This window comes from Amphibacillus marinus (genome assembly GCF_900110345.1).
Lineage (GTDB): Bacteria > Bacillota > Bacilli > Bacillales > Amphibacillaceae > Amphibacillus_D > Amphibacillus_D marinus.
This window is the reverse complement of sequence record NZ_FODJ01000004.1, coordinates 97965-116336: the sequence shown is the minus strand read 5'-3', so window position 1 is coordinate 116336 and position 18372 is coordinate 97965. Positions and strand designations below refer to the sequence as shown.

Annotated in this window: 16 protein-coding genes and 1 pseudogene; 16 read left to right on the top strand and 1 reads right to left on the bottom strand. The window is 39.3% G+C overall.

The window, feature by feature from the left end:
* The first annotated feature begins 18 nt into the window (after positions 1-18).
* From BM000_RS07635 to BM000_RS07560, 16 genes are all read left to right on the top strand, one after another.
* Positions 19-1956 (top strand): BglG family transcription antiterminator, encoded by a 1938-nt coding sequence (locus tag BM000_RS07635; protein ID WP_091496498.1) that lies wholly within the window; start codon positions 19-21, stop codon positions 1954-1956.
* 291 nt (positions 1957-2247) lie between these two features.
* Positions 2248-2556, top strand: coding sequence for a PTS sugar transporter subunit IIB (locus tag BM000_RS07630; RefSeq protein WP_091496496.1), 309 nt, complete (start codon positions 2248-2250; stop codon positions 2554-2556).
* 30 nt (positions 2557-2586) lie between these two features.
* The gene (celB, locus tag BM000_RS07625; protein ID WP_091496494.1) at positions 2587-3867 is read left to right on the top strand and encodes a PTS cellobiose transporter subunit IIC; all 1281 of its coding nucleotides are present in this window, start codon (positions 2587-2589) and stop codon (positions 3865-3867) included.
* 30 nt (positions 3868-3897) lie between these two features.
* Positions 3898-4206 carry a PTS sugar transporter subunit IIA gene (locus tag BM000_RS07620; RefSeq protein WP_091496492.1) on the top strand — a complete coding sequence of 103 codons (309 nt, stop codon included), beginning with the start codon at positions 3898-3900 and terminating at the stop codon, positions 4204-4206.
* 12 nt (positions 4207-4218) lie between these two features.
* Complete coding sequence (locus BM000_RS07615) at positions 4219-5604, top strand: glycoside hydrolase family 1 protein (RefSeq protein WP_091496490.1); 1386 nt, start codon at positions 4219-4221, stop codon at positions 5602-5604.
* 152 nt (positions 5605-5756) lie between these two features.
* Positions 5757-6797 (top strand): mannonate dehydratase, encoded by a 1041-nt coding sequence (gene uxuA / locus BM000_RS07610; RefSeq protein WP_091496488.1) that lies wholly within the window; start codon positions 5757-5759, stop codon positions 6795-6797.
* Between the two features lie 15 nt (positions 6798-6812).
* Entirely contained in the window at positions 6813-8243 is a 1431-nt protein-coding gene (locus tag BM000_RS07605) for a glycoside hydrolase family 1 protein (RefSeq protein WP_091496485.1), read from the top strand.
* A 221-nt stretch (positions 8244-8464) separates the two neighbouring features.
* The gene (locus BM000_RS07600) at positions 8465-8773 is read left to right on the top strand and encodes a PTS sugar transporter subunit IIB (RefSeq protein ID WP_091496483.1); all 309 of its coding nucleotides are present in this window, start codon (positions 8465-8467) and stop codon (positions 8771-8773) included.
* Between the two features lie 37 nt (positions 8774-8810).
* Positions 8811-10091, top strand: coding sequence for a PTS cellobiose transporter subunit IIC (celB, locus tag BM000_RS07595; protein WP_091496481.1), 1281 nt, complete (start codon positions 8811-8813; stop codon positions 10089-10091).
* An 85-nt stretch (positions 10092-10176) separates the two neighbouring features.
* Entirely contained in the window at positions 10177-10485 is a 309-nt protein-coding gene (locus tag BM000_RS07590; protein WP_091496479.1) for a PTS sugar transporter subunit IIA, read from the top strand.
* Positions 10486-10497: 12 nt separating this feature from the next.
* Positions 10498-11883, top strand: coding sequence for a glycoside hydrolase family 1 protein (locus BM000_RS07585; protein ID WP_091496477.1), 1386 nt, complete (start codon positions 10498-10500; stop codon positions 11881-11883).
* Between the two features lie 257 nt (positions 11884-12140).
* Entirely contained in the window at positions 12141-14087 is a 1947-nt protein-coding gene (locus BM000_RS07580; RefSeq protein ID WP_091496476.1) for a BglG family transcription antiterminator, read from the top strand.
* Between the two features lie 71 nt (positions 14088-14158).
* Positions 14159-15070, top strand: a complete 912-nt coding sequence (locus BM000_RS07575; protein ID WP_091496474.1) for an ROK family protein — start codon at positions 14159-14161, stop codon at positions 15068-15070.
* A gap of 193 nt (positions 15071-15263) precedes the next feature.
* Positions 15264-16220, top strand: a complete 957-nt coding sequence (gene manA / locus BM000_RS07570; protein ID WP_091496472.1) for a mannose-6-phosphate isomerase, class I — start codon at positions 15264-15266, stop codon at positions 16218-16220.
* A gap of 255 nt (positions 16221-16475) precedes the next feature.
* Positions 16476-17375, top strand: coding sequence for a peptidoglycan DD-metalloendopeptidase family protein (locus tag BM000_RS07565; RefSeq protein WP_245751606.1), 900 nt, complete (start codon positions 16476-16478; stop codon positions 17373-17375).
* A 22-nt stretch (positions 17376-17397) separates the two neighbouring features.
* Positions 17398-17796 carry a bactofilin family protein gene (locus BM000_RS07560; protein WP_091496470.1) on the top strand — a complete coding sequence of 133 codons (399 nt, stop codon included), beginning with the start codon at positions 17398-17400 and terminating at the stop codon, positions 17794-17796.
* A gap of 80 nt (positions 17797-17876) precedes the next feature.
* On the opposite strand, the pseudogene BM000_RS17220 reads toward BM000_RS07560, so the two are convergent.
* Positions 17877-18278: pseudogene (locus BM000_RS17220) on the bottom strand (methyl-accepting chemotaxis protein); the annotation flags it as partial.
* Positions 18279-18372: the final 94 nt, after the last annotated feature.

The following is an 18372-nucleotide window of genomic DNA, read 5'->3' as shown; positions in this document are numbered from 1 at the left end:
AAAGGGGTTGCTTATTGAATGTTAACGATTCGACAGGTTAAATTAATCCACATACTGCTTGAGCACGAGCACGAAGTATCAAGTCGAGATCTGGCTAAACTATTGGACATCACAACCCGAACGGTTCGAAATGATATTAAAATAATAACACCCATTATCGACAGACACGGCGCTAAGCTCGAAGCTGTAGCTAGTAAGGGCTATAAGCTACTTGTTGCCGATCAAGCATTATTGAAGCTGTTTTTGGCTGAAGCGGATTATTACCAGACAAATTCAGATGCACATATTATCCCTGTCGAACCAGCTGATCGTGTTTACTATATAATCCTTAAGTTATTAAGTGTAAATCATTATTTAAAATTAATTGATCTGGCTGATGAACTATTTATTAGTGAGTCGACAATTAAAAAAGATTTGAAAGCTGTTAAAGCACAGCTCCATCCCTTCAGACTCGCTTTAGACAAAAAACCCAACTACGGGGTGAAAATTAGTGGTCAAGAAGAACAGCGTCGTTATTGTCTAACCCATTATACTTTCTCTGCAAACCAAACAAATAACGAACTTGAGAAACAAGAGCTATATAACAGGATTAAAGATTTGTTCGGGACCGATATTACCTTTCAATACTTTCCGATCTCTGACGAAGGTTTATCAAATTTGGTTGAACAACTTTTTATCATGTGCCTAAGAATTATAGAAGACCAACTGGTTGAACAAAAAAAACATAATGTGTTACCAGCTAAAAATGATTTTTTATATCAGACAGCACAAGAAATTGCATCAGCATTAAGTCGAACACTTACAATAACACTACCTAATACTGAGGTTCTCTATATACGTGATCTTCTACTAGCAGCAAAGTTGATTACTTATAATCAGCACGACAAAGATCCTGCTACAGTAAGCCATTATTATAATCAAGCGGACAGGCAACTAGCCATTACTTTGATAGAAGCTGCTGATAATCAGTTTGGGTTGAATTTATTACTGGATGAACATTTAGTCAACGGACTTGCCCTTCATCTCATACCAACTATTCATCGGCTAATGATCGGCATGCCAATTTACAACCCGCTACTGTCCGATATTAAGCTCAAGCAGCCGTTTGCTTTTGATATTGGAATTTATATGATTGAAAAATTATCAGCGTTAATAAATCTGAGCATCAATGAAGATGAAGCAGCTTATTTAGCTTTACATGTTGCTGCTGCTTTGGAAAAATCTAAAGTTAAACAGAATTTTAAACGTTGTATTGTTATTTGTCCAAAGGGGCTTGCATCTTCTTATTTTATTTATTATAAACTACGGGAAAAATTTGATCAGGAATTAAAGATTGTTGACTTGATTACTAAACAAGAGCTCAAATCTTATCCAATGAAAGACCTCAATTTCGTCATCTCTGTTGACTATTTGGAGGAAGAGCTACCCATTCCAATATTAGTTATCAATCCGATTATTGGAGCAAGTGATGTTGACAAGATTAAGCGCGCTTTAAGCGAAGATTCAAGAAATGTCCTAAATTATACCGACCCTGCTCGTACTTTTTTCAGAAAGGATTTCAAAGAAAAGGAAGAGGTCCTTGATTTTCTAATTGCAAAGCTAACAGAGCAAGGGTTGGTTAATCGTCACTTTAAAGAAGCCATTTATCAACGTGAAATCATGTCACCTACTTGCTTTGGCAACTCGGTAGCGATCCCTCATCCAATAGAACGCTTAACAGACTCCACCTTTTTGGCAATCTGCACATTAAGAAATCCTATTGACTGGGATGGACGGCGGGTACAATTTATTTGCATGCTTAGTGTTAAAAAGGATGATGATCAGAAACTACAGGAGATTTTTTCTTTTCTTGTTGGCGTTGTTGAAGACCTTACCTTAGTAGAGCAGCTCGTCAATGTGAACTCGTATCAAGACTTCACAAGTCTAATTGAGGCAAAATTAACTGCTATTCATTAGGGCGGTCACTAGTTAGTCAGAGACACACTACGTGTCTCTGTTTTTTATTGTGCTTATTCTCCGCCATGCGATAAGAATAGTTATACTTAAAAACGGGTAACTTATATTGAAGTCAATCTGTGTTAATTGTTGTTAGCTTATCCCTCTTCAACAACAGATTTATCGGCCTCAAACTAATGATCTATCTCATTTTTCCTACATGTGTAGGAAAAAGAGTAGATGTAAGTGTAAGCGTTATTATATTAAGGTTTAGCTATATCAAAATAAAATCAACCAAGGAGGATTTTTAAAATGAAAAGAATACTACTTGCCTGCTCTGCTGGCATGTCAACAAGCTTACTCGTTACAAAAATGGAGGAAGCTGCTAAGGAGCTCGGCGAAGAAGTGGAAATTTGGGCAGTTGCTCAAGATAAAGCACCAGAGGAGATGAAACGAGCGGATGTCTTACTAATTGGACCGCAAATGCGTTTCATGAAGAAAAAATTCGCCGTTACTGCAGAGGAAGTTGGGATTCCACTTGATGTTATTGATCCAGTTTCCTATGGTCGTATTGATGGCAAGGCTGTTCTTAATAAAGCCTTTGACTTAATTGGTAATTAAATAAAGATAAATTAGAAGGGATAACAGCTTATGAATACGTTTATGGATAAACTTGAAAATATATTAGTTCCAATAGCAGAGCGCTTAAATAATAACCGCTACTTAACTGCGCTTCGTAATGGGTTTATGGTCGCCTTACCTTTAATAATTTTTGGTTCTATTTTTGTCGTTCTAGCAAATCTACCATTCCTAGATCGCGTTATCGGTGAAGAGGCGTACCAGGCTTACCGGAATGCGCTTGGCCCAGCTTCCGCAGCCACATTAAGTATTATGGGTTTATTTGCAATAATTGGAATTGGCTATAAGATGGTTGAACAACGCGGTGGTGAAGCGATTTATGGCGCAGTGGTAGCGCTCGCCTCCTTTCTCGTTCTTACACCTCAGGTTGTAGATAACACATCTGGTGTCGTTCCTACATCAGCACTTAGTGCAGAAGGTATGTTCTTAGGAATATTCACTGCTTTTATTGCGTCTGAGCTTTATCAACTGTTTGTTAACAAGAACTTAACAATTAAAATGCCGGCAGGGGTCCCAGGAGCAGTATCACGATCGTTTAGTGCTTTAATTCCAATTACCTTGACATTAACCATTTTTCTTGTCATTCGCATTATTGTTAGTTTTACACCGTTTGAGACTGTCCAAAATTTAATTTACACCATTATTCAGGAGCCTTTAACCGTTCTTGGTAGTGGATTGCCCGCAACGCTTATTGCCGTGCTATTAATTCAAGTATTTTGGTTTTTTGGCTTACATGGTCAAATCATTGTTAATTCAGTTTTTGATCCTATTTGGTATGCATTAAATGATCAGAATTTAGCAGCCTCTCAATTAGGCGAAGAATTACCAAACATTGTAACTAAACAATTTTTTAACACCTATGTCGTAGGGCTTGGGGGTTCGGGTATGACCTTCGCAGTTGTCATAGCATTATTCCTTGTCGTACGCAGTAAACAATTGCGCGAGCTTGGAAAGCTTGGTGGACCAGCGGGAGCATTCAATGTCAACGAGCCAATCATTTTCGGCCTGCCAATCATTATGAATCCACTTGTCCTAATTCCGTGGTTAGTCGCGCCAGTGGTTGTCACGATTGTCACTTACTTTGCTACAGCAGTTGGCTTTGTACCTAGACTAACTGGGGTTATCGTACCATGGACCACGCCTGCACTTATTAGCGGGTACTTAGCCACCGGAAACAATATTATGGGAGCTGTTATGCAGTTAATTAACATTGGAATTGTTTTTGTCATCTGGTTCCCGTTCATCAGATTATTAGACAAGCAATACTTACAAAGTGAATTAAATAATGACTAACTTAAAGGGTTTACTAAAGGGGGAGCAATGATGACACAAGCATTAACAGAGATTGCCTTTCAAATTATCTTGTATGCGGGAAACGGCAAGTCAAGTGCAATGGAGGCCATTCAAGAGGCTAAAGAAGGTAATTTTACAGAGGCAGACGCTAAAATTATTGAAGCTAGTGAGGAATTAGGAAAAGCACACAAATATCAGACCGAATTACTACAGCAAGAAGCACGGGGTGAACAAGGCGGGGTAAATGTCATCCTCGTTCATTCACAAGATCACCTAATGACGGCAATGACCGTTCGAGACTTAGCAATTGAAATTATTGAGATTTATCGTAATAAGTAAAGGAGGCTAACCATGACTAAAAACTATCAATTCCCTAGCGGTTTTTGGTGGGGAAGCGCTGCTTCAGCTACGCAAACTGAAGGATCACATAATGGAACAAAAGGAAAAGACATATGGGATCATTGGTTCGAGACAGAGCCAAATCGCTTTTTCGAAGGGGTTGGACCGTATTATACCTCTGACTTTTACAATCGCTTTAAAGAAGATATTAAAAACATGAAAGCAACAGGACATAATAGTTTTCGGTTATCTATTGCTTGGGCACGATTAATTCCAGCAGGTACTGGAGAGGTTAATCAAGAAGCGGTCGATTTTTATAATCAAGTGATTAACGAGTTAATTGCTAACGAAATCGAGCCTTTCGTCAACTTATATCATTTCGATATGCCGATGACCCTGCAGGAAAAAGGAGGCTGGGAAAATCGTGACGTCATTGATGCCTATGTAGCATATGCGCAGCAAGCTTTCGCTTTGTTTGGTGATCGTGTCAAGACATGGTTTACCTTTAATGAACCGATTGTCCCAGTAGAGGCTGGATATTTATATGATATGCATTATCCAAATGTAGTTGATGCAAGACGGGCAATTCAAGTTGCTTATCATACCATGCTGGCTCATGCCGGTGCAGTAAAAGCTTACCATCAAGCATATGACGGTAAAATAGGAATTATCTTAAATCTTACACCGTCATATCCGCGTAGCCAGCATCCAGCTGACTTAAAAGCTTCGCGCATTGCTAATTTATTCTTTAATCGAAGTTTCTTAGACCCAGCTGTAAAGGGAGAATACCCAGCTGAGCTAATTGAATTACTAAAGGAGTATGGGCATTTACCTACCACCTTACCAGAGGATCGCGCATTGCTAAAAGAAAACACTGTCGACCTATTAGGGGTGAACTATTACCAACCCCGTCGAGTAAAGGCAAAGGATCACCTCCCTAACCCGCACAGCCCCTTTATGCCAAGCTGGTTTTTTGATCGCTACGAAATGCCTGGTCGAAACATGAATCCGTATCGTGGTTGGGAAATTTACGAAAAGGGAATTTATGACATAATGATCGACCTTAAAGAGAATTATGGTAACATTGAATCATTCATCTCAGAAAATGGGATGGGTGTTCAAGATGAACAACGTTTTATTAAAGAAGGTCGAATCGAGGATGATTATCGAATTGAATTTATCAAGGGGCATTTAAAATGGTTGCACAAAGCAATTAGCGAAGGATGTAATGCCAAAGGCTATCATCTCTGGACCTTTATGGATAATTGGTCCTGGATGAATGCTTATAAGAATCGTTATGGCTTTTTCTCAGTTAACTTAGAAACGAAAGAAAGAACAGCTAAAAAAAGTGCAAGTTGGTTTGCAGAAACTGCACAAAAGAACGGCTTTAGTGAATAAAAAAACTTTAGAGCGTAGCCTAATTCTGCTACGCTTTTATTCTAGCTTACTTATTACTTCTTATTCATATAGGAAATATCAATGCTAGGCTTAACCTTGACAATGTAAGAACATAAAGCCAAATTAAAAAGGAAATTTGGGGTGTGACAGAAATGAAAATGGTTTTTCGCTGGTTTGGGCATGACGATCCGGTACCGCTTAAGTATATTAACCAAATCCCTGGTATGTATGGCATCGTTAGTGCGCTTTATGATATACCCGTCGGTGACGTATGGCCGCTAGACAAAATCACTAAACTTAAACAAACAATTGAGGAGGCCGGGCTTCACTTAGAAATTATCGAAAGTGTACCTGTTCATGAGGATATTAAGCTAGGTCACCCTACACGAGACCAATATATTAGCAATTATCAGGATACCATTCGTAATTTAGCCAAAGCCGGTATTAAAGTAATCTGTTACAATTTTATGCCGGTCTTTGACTGGACTCGGACCCAGTTGGATAAACAGCTCCCTGATGGATCATCAACATTAGTATTTTACAATGAACAGCTTGAAAAATTAAGTCAAGATAAAAATAACCTAGCACTTCCTGGCTGGGATACCTCATATCAAAAGCAGGAATTACAGGCATTACTAGAGGCTTATCAAGATAAAACAGATGAGGATCTTTGGGCGAGCTTAAGCTATTTCTTAAAAGCGATCATTCCAGTCGCTGAGGAATGTGATATTAAAATGGCAATTCACCCTGACGATCCACCTTGGTCATTGTTTGATTTACCCCGTATTATCAAAAATGAACAAAGTTTAGATCGCTTAATTAGTATCGTTGACAGTGACAGTAATGGGCTAACGCTCTGTAGTGGCTCATTAGGCTGTGACGCTAATAATGATGTTATTAAGCTTGTTAAAAAGTTCGGACAAAAAAACAAAATCCATTTTGCTCATATGCGTAATGTAAAAATTCTAGACAATCGTGATTTTGAAGAGTCAGCGCATTACTCTGCTACTGGTAGTTTAGATATGTCTGGTATCTTAAAAGCATATGCTGATTCCAACTTCAGTGGCTATATGCGCCCTGATCATGGACGGATGATTTGGGGTGAACAAGGCCGAGCAGGCTACGGGCTTTATGATCGAGCACTTGGCGCAAGTTATTTATTAGGTATCTGGGAAGCATTCACAAAGGAATAGGGGATGAAAAAAATTATGGACAAAATTAAAATTCCAGAAGATTTCATATTAGGAGCTGCTGTTTCTGCTTGGCAAACAGAAGGGTGGTCAGGAAAAAAGGAAGGACAAGACTCATTCCTTGATTTATGGTACAAAAATGCCCAGCACGTTTGGCATAACGGCTATGGACCAGCAGGGGCAACAGACTTCTACAACCGTTATCAGGAAGATGTTGCGTTAATGAAGGAAATAGGACTTACCCATTTTCGCACCTCAATTAATTGGTCACGCTTTTTAACTGACTATGAAAATGCGGAAGTCGATGAAGATTATGCTAATTACATCGATAATCTTATCAATGTACTACTCGAAAATGGTGTTGAGCCCATGATTTGCCTAGAACATTATGAAGTACCCGCTGTATTATTTGAACAATATGGTGGTTGGGGGTCTAAGCATGTTCTAGAACTCTTTTTAAAGTATACTGAAAAAGTGTTTGAACGCTATGGCGATCGAGTGAAGCACTGGTTTACTTTTAATGAACCGATTGTCATTCAAACACGCGTCTATTTAGATGCTATTCGTTATCCCTATGAGCAAAACACGAGCAAGTGGATGCAGTGGAACTACAATAAAGCCCTTGCAACAGCACGAGTGGTGAAGCTTTTCAAGGAAAAAAAACTGGATCAAACTGGTGCAAAGATTGGTGTCATCCTGAACCCGGAGGTTACTTATGCCCGTTCTTCAGCCCCACATGATCAGGAGGCTGCTCGCATTTATGATCTCTTCTTTAATCGGGTCTTTCTTGATCCCTCCATCAAAGGTGAGTATCCACAGGAGTTATGGCAACTGATGGACAAGCACAACATAACGTTTGACTACACTGATGCAGAGCTTGAGATCATTAAAGCTAATACGGTTGATTATGTCGGGTTAAACCTGTACTTCCCGCACCGTGTTCAAGCCCAAACAGCAACTTGGAACGATGAAGTTCCTTTTCACCCAAGCTATTATTATGAAAAGTTCGAGCTGCCTGGCCGGAATATGAATCCGCACCGGGGTTGGGAGATCTATCCTGAAATTATGTATGACATGGCGATGCGGATGAAGAACGAGTATGGCAATATTGAATGGTTTATTGCCGAAAATGGCATGGGTGTTGAAAATGAGCACCGCTTTAAGGATGAGACAAACATTATCCAAGATGACTACCGAATTACCTTTATTCGCGATCATATTTACCAGCTTTTGCGGGCAGTAGCGGATGGTGCAAATTGCCGCGGTTATATGCTGTGGGCATATTCAGATAATGTTTCGCCAATGAATGCTTTTAAAAATCGCTATGGCTTGGTTGAGATTAATTTAGCCGATAACCGGAACCGCAAACTTAAAAAGTCTGCCTACTGGTACCGTGATCTGATTCACTCTCGACTACTTGACATAGATAGTGAACAAGTTTATAAGTAAATGAGGTTTACCGAATTTTCAAAAAGGGAATGCTATTAATATTACACCCCCCTTAATAAAAAGCTCGTTAGCGCAGTACTGCGCTAACGAGCTTTTTAACGTCTTGAATAACTCATTTCCGTTTTAAAACGGAAAAACTACACGTGGTAATGAAAGCGTTTCTAAAATAGAATGAGGTTGTAAGCGGTATACATCATTTATTAAAGGAGGAGAAAATAGTCATGAAAAGAATTTTATTAGCATGTTCTGCCGGCATGTCAACGAGTCTACTTGTATCAAAAATGGAAGAGAGCGCAAAAGAGCGCGGTATTGATGCAGAGATCTGGGCCGTTGCTCAAGATAAAGCACCTGAAGATATGAAACGTGCTGATGTTCTATTAATTGGTCCACAGATGCGTTTTATGAAAAAGAAATTCTCAGTCACAGCGAACGAGGTGGGCATTCCACTTGATGTCATTGATCCTGTCTCTTATGGACGCATCGATGGTAAAGCTGTTCTTGACAAAGCTTTAGAACTTATTGGTGAATAATAATACCTTTTAAAAACAATAAAAAGGAGGAAGAAATATGAATAAATTTATGGAAGTATTAGAAAATGTTCTTATGCCAATTGCTGATAAATTAAACAACAACCGTTATTTAACAGCGTTGCGTAATGGCTTTATGGTTGCTTTGCCGTTAATTATTTTTGGTTCAATCTTTGTTGTTATTGCTAATTTACCATTCCTCGACAAAGTATTAAGTGAAAGCGCCTTAGAATCATATAAAAATGCATTAGATCCAGCATCAGCTGCCACTCTTAGTATCATGGGTCTTTTTGTAATTATTGGTATTGGTTATAAAATGGTTGAACAACGTGGTGGCGAATCTATTTATGGTGGGGTTGTTGCAATTGGTGCACTCCTTGTGCTCACTCCGCAAGTATTAGATGGTACGGGTGGCGTTATCCCAACTTCAGCTATTGGTGCACAAGGTATGTTCTTAGGGATTTTTAGTGCCTTTATTGCCGCTGAACTCTATCAATACTTTGTTAATAAGAAATTAACGATTAAAATGCCAGCTGGTGTTCCAGATGCAGTTTCTCGTTCGTTCTCAGCACTTATTCCAATTGCTTTTACATTAACAATTTTCTTAGTTATTCGAATTATTTTTAGCTATACTCCGTTTGATACGGTACAGAATTTTATATATACTATTATTCAAGAGCCTTTAACTGTTCTCGGAAGTGGTCTGCCAGCTACCATTGTAGCCGTGCTTTTAATTCAAATCTTCTGGTTCTTTGGCTTACACGGCCAAATTATTATCAACTCAGTTCTAGATCCAATTTGGTTTACACTTAACGATCAAAACCTTGCCGCTTATCAGGCTGGTGAAGAACTACCTAACATCGTTACCAAACAATTTATTGATACGTTTATTGTAGGTATTGGTGGTTCTGGGATGACACTTGCTGTTCTAATTGCAATCTTTGTCGTAGCAAAAAGCAGACAAAACCGAGAGCTTGGTAAGCTTGGTATTGGTTCAGGTATCTTTAATGTAAATGAACCCGTCATCTTCGGTTTACCAATCATCATGAACCCTATGGTTGTTATACCGTGGTTACTTGCACCAGTTGTAGTTGCTATCGTTACTTACTTTGCCATGGCAACCGGCTTTGCACCACGGCCTGCTGGCGTTATCGTCCCTTGGACAACACCGGCATTAATTAGTGGATTCTTAGCAACAGGTAACAACATTATGGGTAGTGTTATGCAGTTAATCAACATGGCAATTGTATTTGTTATCTGGGTACCGTTTATCAAAGTTATTGACAAACAGTACTACGAAAGTGAAAAAAATGCTGCTTAAGCATTTATAAACCAAGCATGCGTATTTCCCTTTATAGGGAAATACGCATGCCATTTAATGGACTTTAATCAAGGGGGACAACAACATGGAACAAACAATGACAGAGATTGCATTTCAAATTATTTTATATGCAGGTAATGGAAAATCCAGTGCAATGGAAGCCATTCAGGAAGCCAAGGAAGGTAACTTTGAGGCCGCTGATTTAAAAATTAAGGAAGCGGGCGAAGAGCTGGGCAAAGCACACAAATTCCAAACTGAGCTACTTCAGCAAGAAGCTCGTGGAGATGGCCAAAGTGTCAATGTCATCCTTGTACACTCTCAGGATCATTTAATGACATCAATGACAGTAAGAGATTTAGCTATCGAGATTATTGAAATTTACAGAAATAAGTAAGGAGACAACACAATGACTTTAAATTATCAATTTCCTAAGAACTTCTGGTGGGGCAGCGCTGCTTCAGCTACACAAACTGAAGGCTCAAATAATGGTGTCAAAGGCAAGGATATCTGGGACCACTGGTATGCAACAGAACCAAATCGGTTTTTTGAGAATGTCGGTCCTGACACAACATCTGATTTTTACAATCGTTATCAAGAGGATATCAAGAACATGAAGTCGATTGGACATAACACGTTCAGAATGTCAATTTCATGGGCCCGACTAATTCCTGGTGGCGTCGGTAAAGTTAACGATGATGCAGTAATCTTCTATAATAACGTGATCAATGAACTGATCGCCAATGATATTGAACCATTTGTAAACCTCTTCCACTTCGATATGCCACTTGAGCTCCAAGACCAAGGCGGCTGGGAAAATCGGGATGTGGTTGAAGCTTATGTAAACTATGCAAACGAAGCTTTTCGTTTATTCGGAGATCGAGTAAAGACATGGTTTACCTTCAACGAACCTATTGTTCCGGTTGAAGGTGGCTATTTATATGACTTCCACTACCCAAATGTGGTTGATGCTAGAAAAGCGATACAGGTTGGTTATCATACCATGATTGCACATGCAAAGGCTGTACAAGCTTATCATCAGACGCAGGATGGGAAAATTGGGATAGTGTTAAACCTTACGCCTTCTTATCCCCGCAGCCAAAACCCTGCCGATTTGAAAGCTTCCCATATTTGCGATTTATTCTTTAACCGTAGCTTTCTTGATCCGGCCGTTAAGGGTGAGTATCCAGCAGATCTAATTAGCCTATTAGAAGAGTATGGTCATTTACCTCATACTGAGGAAGGCGATAAGGAACTACTTAAAGAGAATACTGTTGACCTGCTTGGTGTTAATTATTATCAACCAAGACGTGTTCAAGCAAAGGCTCATCTACCTAATCCATACGGTCCATTCATGCCGGACTGGTTCTTTGATAATTATGAAATGCCTGGTCGTAAAATGAATCCTTATCGTGGTTGGGAAATCTATGAAAAAGGCATCTACGATATTATGATTAATTTAAAAGAAAACTATGGCAATATTGAATCATTTATTTCTGAGAATGGCATGGGCGTGCAAAATGAAGAACGCTTCCTAAAAGATGGTCGAATTGAAGATGATTACCGCATCGAATTTATTAAAGAGCATTTGAAATGGCTACACAAATCTATTACAGAAGGCTGTAATGTCAAGGGCTATCATCTGTGGACTTTCATGGATAATTGGTCTTGGTCAAACGCTTATAAAAACCGCTATGGTTTCTTCTCTGTCAATTTAGCAACACAAGAACGAACAGCTAAGAAGAGTGCCTCTTGGTTTGCAGATGTCTCGAAGCAAAACGGCTTTAACGATTAAGAATGCATGCTTAGAGCGTAGCGATGAAAATTGCTACGCTTTTCAGCTTATTATCGCCACAACTGAAAGTCCCCTCCCCTTTAGCTTATTTTGTCACCTGAATAAAGGGGTATTCACTAGACCGGGCTTCTTTTAAATAGATCGTACTAAATCTTATTTTTTTCGTTAATTATCTAGTCATATTAGTTCCTAACAAGCTATAATGAACGTATACGCTTTATTGCTAAGCTCTAGGGATCAAAAAAGGGGATGATAAATTGAACTCCCGGATCATTATTATTTTGCGTGAGCTAATGGCATCAGATAAGCCGATTACCAGTGAGTATTTAGCCCATGTTCTAGATGTCACTTCTCGGACAATTAGAGAGGATATTAAAGGGCTTGATTACGAACTACGTAAGCACGGGGCAAGAATCAAGTCTACTCGCGGAACAGGCTATGAGCTCATCATTGAGGATGACTTGGATTTCCGGCAATATCTTAATCAATTTGTTGAAGGTCAAATTGATGGCGATCATTTACTTAATTCACCCGATGCACGGGTCCAATACTTATTAAAAAAATTTTTACTTTCTGAACATTACCTTAAACTCGACGAGCTCTGTGATGAAATGCATATTAGTAAGTCAACGATCCAAAGTGATTTAAGACAAGTTAAAAAGCTACTCGATAAGCATGATATCACACTCGATAAGAAACCCAATTACGGCTTAAAGGCAATTGGTAATGAAGTTAAGCTTCGGTTCGCGATGTCTGAGTATATTTTCGACCGCAGCCGTTCTGCTTCTACTACCATTTGGCAGGATCAATTAACGAGAATTGCTGACATCAATGCTGAACAACTTGAACAAATTTGGATGCTATTAATTAATGAAATTCGTGAACATAAGATATCATTGTCTGATATTGCAATTAATAATTTGTTCATTCATATCGCTATTGCTTATAAGCGCATTAAAAGTGGACATCACGTTTCACTCATTACCCAGGATATTGACGAAATAACTAAACAGCGTGAATATCGTGTAGCGCAGAACATTGTAACTGCTGCTGAACGAATACTCGGTGTCACCTTTCCTACCGTTGAGGTAGCCTATATCGCTATTCATTTGCTCGGTACCAAAATGGTTAGTCAAACAAATATGAGTGAGACAACCATTGAAACGATTATGGATCAACCCATTCAATCAATGACGACACAAATATTAGATGCCCTTGAAGCGAAAATGCACTTAGGTATTCGTCATGATAAGGAACTTATTATCGGCCTGGGTTTGCACTTAAAACCCGCTATTAACCGGTATAAATACGGCATGAATGTGCGCAACCCCATGTTAAATGATATTAAGCAGAACTATACCCTTGCATTTGAAGCAGGGATTGTCGCTGGACTGGTGTTAGAGGAATTGATGGGCGTTGCCATTGATGAAAATGAGATTGGCTATATCGCGTTGCACATTGGTGCAGCTATTGAACGGAAAAAAATGCAAACAGGGCCAATTCGTTGCTTTATCGTCTGCGCCTCGGGTTTAGGAAGTGCTCATTTAATTAAATATAAGCTAAAGTCACAGTTCGGCTCCCGGATTGAGATACTTGGCACAACTGAATATTACAAATTACAGCAGGTTCCCTTTGACAAAACAGATTTTATTGTTAGCTCAGTTCCAATTCACCAGGATGTCCCGGTTCCTGTAATTGAAGTTAATGCAATTTTGACTGAGAAGGATATTGTTAAAATTGAAGCGTTTGTCGAAGAGGATGTTAACAGTGTGTTTGAATATATTCGAGAGGATTTACTCTTTTTAAGTAAACCCTTACAAACAAAGGAAGACGTCCTTACCTTTTTAGTCAAGCAATTACAAGATAAGGTAGCCCTACCTAATAATTATCTAGACTTAGTTTACGAAAGGGAAAGTATCGCACCAACCGCCTATGGTAACTTAATTGCAATCCCTCACCCCATAACAGCGCAAACCAATGTAACATGCCTAACCATCTGTACACTTAAAAAGCCAATTGATTGGGCTGGTAATCGTGTACAGTTTGTCTGCTTATTAAACGTTGAGAAAGATAGCAAAGAAGATTTGCAAAACATGTATGAAATGCTTGGGAAAATGGTCGATAACCCTGCTTTAATTCAGAGTTTAACTCAATGTACCAGCTATCGTGAATTTATTAACACCTTGATAGCCTTAAATAATTAATAGCTACTTAATCATTCATCTTAAGTCATTAAGTAGTAGTCAACTTTAACGTAAAAAAGGAGGATGAATATATGCAATATGCTGTCGGAATTGACATTGGCGGCACAAAAGTCGCAATTGCGCTTGTTAACGAACAAGGGAAAATTGTTTCAGAGGATAAATTACCAACTGATCTAACCATAGCGCCAACAGAAATGATTGAGCGCATTATAGCATCCGTTAATCAACAGTTAGATGAACAAGTTCTCTCGGACTCTGACCTTATCGGCATTGGGATTGGTGCACCTGGACCGCTAAATAGCAAGGAAGGACTTATTACAAGTCCACCAAATTTAAAGAATTGGCGAAACATACCGATCGTTGAACAATTTAAGAGCCATTTTACTGTACCCATTCGTTTAGAAAACGATGCTAACGCAGCTGCTCTAGCAGAGAGATGGTTAGGGGCAGCACAAGCTACCAATGACTTTGTCTATCTAACGATTAGCACAGGGATTGGAGCGGGCATCTATGTAAATGGTCAATTGGTAACTGGCTTACGTGGCAACGCAGGTGATTTTGGTCACACAGTTATCAATCCTAGCTACGGTGAATGTGTGTGTGGTCAGCATGGTTGCTTAGAGCATATCGCTTCAGGAACAGCCATTGCCAGAAAAGGCTCACAGCTCGCTGGCAAATCCTTATCAACTGTAGAAGTAATTGAAGCCTATCAGCAAGATGATCCCATCTTGAAACCTTTTGTTCAGGATGTCTTTCGGACAATCGGTATTGCTTGTGTAACATTAATTAATACGTTTGATCCTGAAAAAATTGTCCTTGGCGGTGGCGTAACTAAGGTGGGTCATGTATTATTTAAAGAGGTGGAGGAATACGTCAAGACTTTTGCATTGAACCCCGCTAGCAGAGCAACTGAAATTGTTCCAGCAAAGCTTGATCAAAATGCCGGCGTCATTGGTGCCGCTGCACTTATCCTTCAAGGATAAAGTGAACCTTCAATCAGTGAAGTGTACTGATTGTTAGCACCACAGGTGTGACCTAATAACGGCCTCTGAACCAATCGGGCCTTTACTGACTGTTGATAGCGCACTTTGCATACTTGGATTTTCTACCTATCCTTGATGTGGGGAAGTTTACAGTTAGTTATCCGTGATAAATTACACAAAGGGGGACGATATCATGTATGATGCACCTATTTTTTTACAGCCTGTTTTTCAGGAGCGCATTTGGGGGGGGCGCAAACTAAAAACCCTGTTCGACTATAACATTCCGAATGATTTAACTGGAGAGGCTTGGGTTATCTCTGCTCATGAAAATGGTCCATGTACCATTGTTAATGGACCACTAGCTGGAAAAACGTTATTGAATGCTTGGGAAGATGCACCTGAGCTATTTAACAAGGCAGTAGATAATCATGAAGCTTACCCTCTGCTCGTGAAAATTCTTGATGCCGCAAACGATTTATCTGTTCAGGTACACCCTAACGATGACTATGCTCAAAGAGTAGAAGGTGTACCCTATGGAAAAACAGAATGCTGGTACGTACTACAGGCTGAAGAAGGGGCTGAAATTGTCTTTGGTCACCACGCTCTTTCAAACGATCAATTTGAGGAATTAGCCAAAACTGGTCAATGGGACAAGCTATTACGTCGTGTTCCTGCTAAGGCTGGCGATTTTATTTATGTCCCTAGTGGAACGATTCATGCAATCGGAAAAGGCATTGTAATTCTTGAAACGCAACAAAGCTCAGATATTACCTATCGTGTTTACGACTATGATCGCACAGATGATCAGGGACAAACACGGGAGCTCCATTTAGCTTCTTCAATCGAGGTTACTACTGCGCCACATGTCGAGCCAAGCTTTTCGCAATCGGAAACAACCATTGAAGGATTGAAGATTAAACAACTCGTTAAAGAGCATTACTTCACCGTTTACCATTGGACGTTAAGTGGGTCCGTTACATTAGAGCGAGATTGTGATTTCGTGCAGATTAGTGTCGTTGATGGTGAAGCAACATTAACTGTAAATGAAACGACTTACTCAATTAAGAAGGGTGAGCATTTCATTATTCCCGCTACTGTAGATAGCTACAGCCTTTCTGGCCAAGCCAGCTTTATTGTTTCACACACATAACGAGATTAACCCTAAAGCCTACTAAGGCTTTAGGGTTAATTTTATTTTCTGAGACAATTATTTCATAGTGCTTTATTAAGTTTTTAAAACCCAATTTTAGACAAAAACTTCAACTCTATATTTCAACTTGATTACAAAACATGATAATCTCTTGATAAATTTTAGGCATTTAAGTATGGTATTAGTGGACTACCATAGATTATTTAGAATAATGTAATATTTAGTCGAATTCATTTCAGAAAGGAGTAGGCGAATGTGAGTCTAAGGAAATTTAGACCGAGGATGCTCACGTTTACGATTATATCTAATCAAGCACATAAGCAAACGAGACAATTGTATTTCCCTCGTATCTTATTAGTTGTGCTCGCTATCATTGGTTTAATACCTATTATCTTACTAATCTACAATGTCTTGTTGAATGATAATTTAGCCACAACTAACAAACAGCTTAGTGAACAAGTAACCCTTTTAGAAAATCGTAAAGACACTTTAGTAACTGAAGTTGAAGTACTAGAAAATGAACGCGATACAGTCATTGAGCGCTTTGAACAACTTAATGAAATAGAAGAAAAATTTCACCAATACATAAATGAAATGCCCGAAGAAGCTTTAGGTGGAATTAACATTCCTTTGCTAGATGAAGAAATTAACCAGCTATCTCAGCAACAATCACTACTAGAAACAACTGAATGGATTGACCGCTACCACCAAACAATAGCGAATATTGAGCAACTGGAGCATAACCTGCAATATATTCCGACTGCATGGCCAACAGAACCAGACACCATTACATCTGCCTTCGGACCACGATCTGATCCATTTAATCGCACACAGTCCATCCACTCAGGAATAGACGTTCGGGGCGCAACCGGAACACCAGTGTTTGCAGCAGGTGACGGTGTCGTCACACTGGCTGAATTTTACGGTGGCTACGGCAATACGATTCGCATCTCACACAATGATCGCTACATAACTCTGTATGCACACCTTTCGGAAATCAATGTTGAGCAAGGTGAACAGGTCAAAAAAGGCTCAGTGATTGGGGCGATTGGTAGTACCGGACGAAGCACTGGACCCCACTTACACTATGAAATATTAAAAGATGGCACGCCTGTTGATCCAGAGTTTTATTTGGATTTTTTTGAACAAGAATAAACCCCATTTAGGAGCTGTTAGCATGTTAAGTAAGAAAAACGAAAAAATGATTGATACGGTTATTGGAAAAGACACAGTAATTGAAGGAAAAATTAAACTTCCTTCTAGCCTGAGGATTGATGGCAAGGTCCTAGGAGAAATTGAATGCAATGGTGATGTTTATATTGGAAAAACAGGTTCTGCAGAGCCTTCAATTAAGGCTAAGCATGTCATTGTAGCTGGTGAAGCTAAGGGAGCAATTTATACTAACCAAACCGTACATGTTGAAGCAAGTGGTTCAGTTACTGGCGACATTGAATCGTCTGGTATTATTATTGATGAAGGTGGCTTGTTTGTCGGTACTAGTAAGGTTAATGTTAACGAAAGTAAACGACCGAGAGGGAAGATTGAACCCATCACCGCTGCAGAGAGTAAAGCTTAAAGCTGCAAACTACTATGTATTGAAAGAACGAGCACACACGCTAAGTGCTGGTGCAAGTTCTTTCATTTACAGAACACTCTCTAAATTATTTTAGCTACTTCCTGAGCTTGTTGTTCAACTTGTTCAGCTACAGAAAAAAGATCTTCAAAATCATTAGCAGCTAACGATAACTCCTGCTGCATCTCTTCCATATTATCTTTTACTAAGGAAGTACTTTTAGCAATTGCTTGTATCCCCATGGTAATCTTCCCAATTTCCGATTTTATTTCATCAATTGAAGCATCAACGCCATTAGCAAGCTTTCTAACCTCAGTTGCGACCACATTAAAGCCACGCCCATATTCTCCTGCACGGGCAGCTTCAATCGCAGCATTTAATGCAAGTAAGTTTGTTTGCGATGCAATATTGCGAATTGTTTTAACTATACCTTCAATTGATGCTGTTTTGGCTTGTAACGCAGTTAATGTATCTTGTCCTTCTTGGTATACTGATGTAACATGATCAACTTTCTTTGCAACAAATTGACTTTGCTCGACACCAGACTTAGAGCGAGCATATAATTCCGTTGACTGGTCA

Excerpts from the sequence above, each read along its gene's own strand:
- BM000_RS07635 (WP_091496498.1), top strand. The coding sequence starts at position 19 with ATGTTAACGATTCGACAGGTTAAATTAATCCACATACTGCTTGAGCAC.
- BM000_RS07630 (WP_091496496.1), top strand. The coding sequence starts at position 2,248 with ATGAAAAGAATACTACTTGCCTGCTCTGCTGGCATGTCAACAAGCTTA.
- celB (WP_091496494.1), top strand. The coding sequence starts at position 2,587 with ATGAATACGTTTATGGATAAACTTGAAAATATATTAGTTCCAATAGCA.
- BM000_RS07620 (WP_091496492.1), top strand. The coding sequence starts at position 3,898 with ATGACACAAGCATTAACAGAGATTGCCTTTCAAATTATCTTGTATGCG.
- BM000_RS07615 (WP_091496490.1), top strand. The coding sequence starts at position 4,219 with ATGACTAAAAACTATCAATTCCCTAGCGGTTTTTGGTGGGGAAGCGCT.
- uxuA (WP_091496488.1), top strand. The coding sequence starts at position 5,757 with ATGAAAATGGTTTTTCGCTGGTTTGGGCATGACGATCCGGTACCGCTT.
- BM000_RS07605 (WP_091496485.1), top strand. The coding sequence starts at position 6,813 with ATGGACAAAATTAAAATTCCAGAAGATTTCATATTAGGAGCTGCTGTT.
- BM000_RS07600 (WP_091496483.1), top strand. The coding sequence starts at position 8,465 with ATGAAAAGAATTTTATTAGCATGTTCTGCCGGCATGTCAACGAGTCTA.
- celB (WP_091496481.1), top strand. The coding sequence starts at position 8,811 with ATGAATAAATTTATGGAAGTATTAGAAAATGTTCTTATGCCAATTGCT.
- BM000_RS07590 (WP_091496479.1), top strand. The coding sequence starts at position 10,177 with ATGGAACAAACAATGACAGAGATTGCATTTCAAATTATTTTATATGCA.
- BM000_RS07585 (WP_091496477.1), top strand. The coding sequence starts at position 10,498 with ATGACTTTAAATTATCAATTTCCTAAGAACTTCTGGTGGGGCAGCGCT.
- BM000_RS07575 (WP_091496474.1), top strand. The coding sequence starts at position 14,159 with ATGCAATATGCTGTCGGAATTGACATTGGCGGCACAAAAGTCGCAATT.
- manA (WP_091496472.1), top strand. The coding sequence starts at position 15,264 with ATGTATGATGCACCTATTTTTTTACAGCCTGTTTTTCAGGAGCGCATT.
- BM000_RS07560 (WP_091496470.1), top strand. The coding sequence starts at position 17,398 with ATGTTAAGTAAGAAAAACGAAAAAATGATTGATACGGTTATTGGAAAA.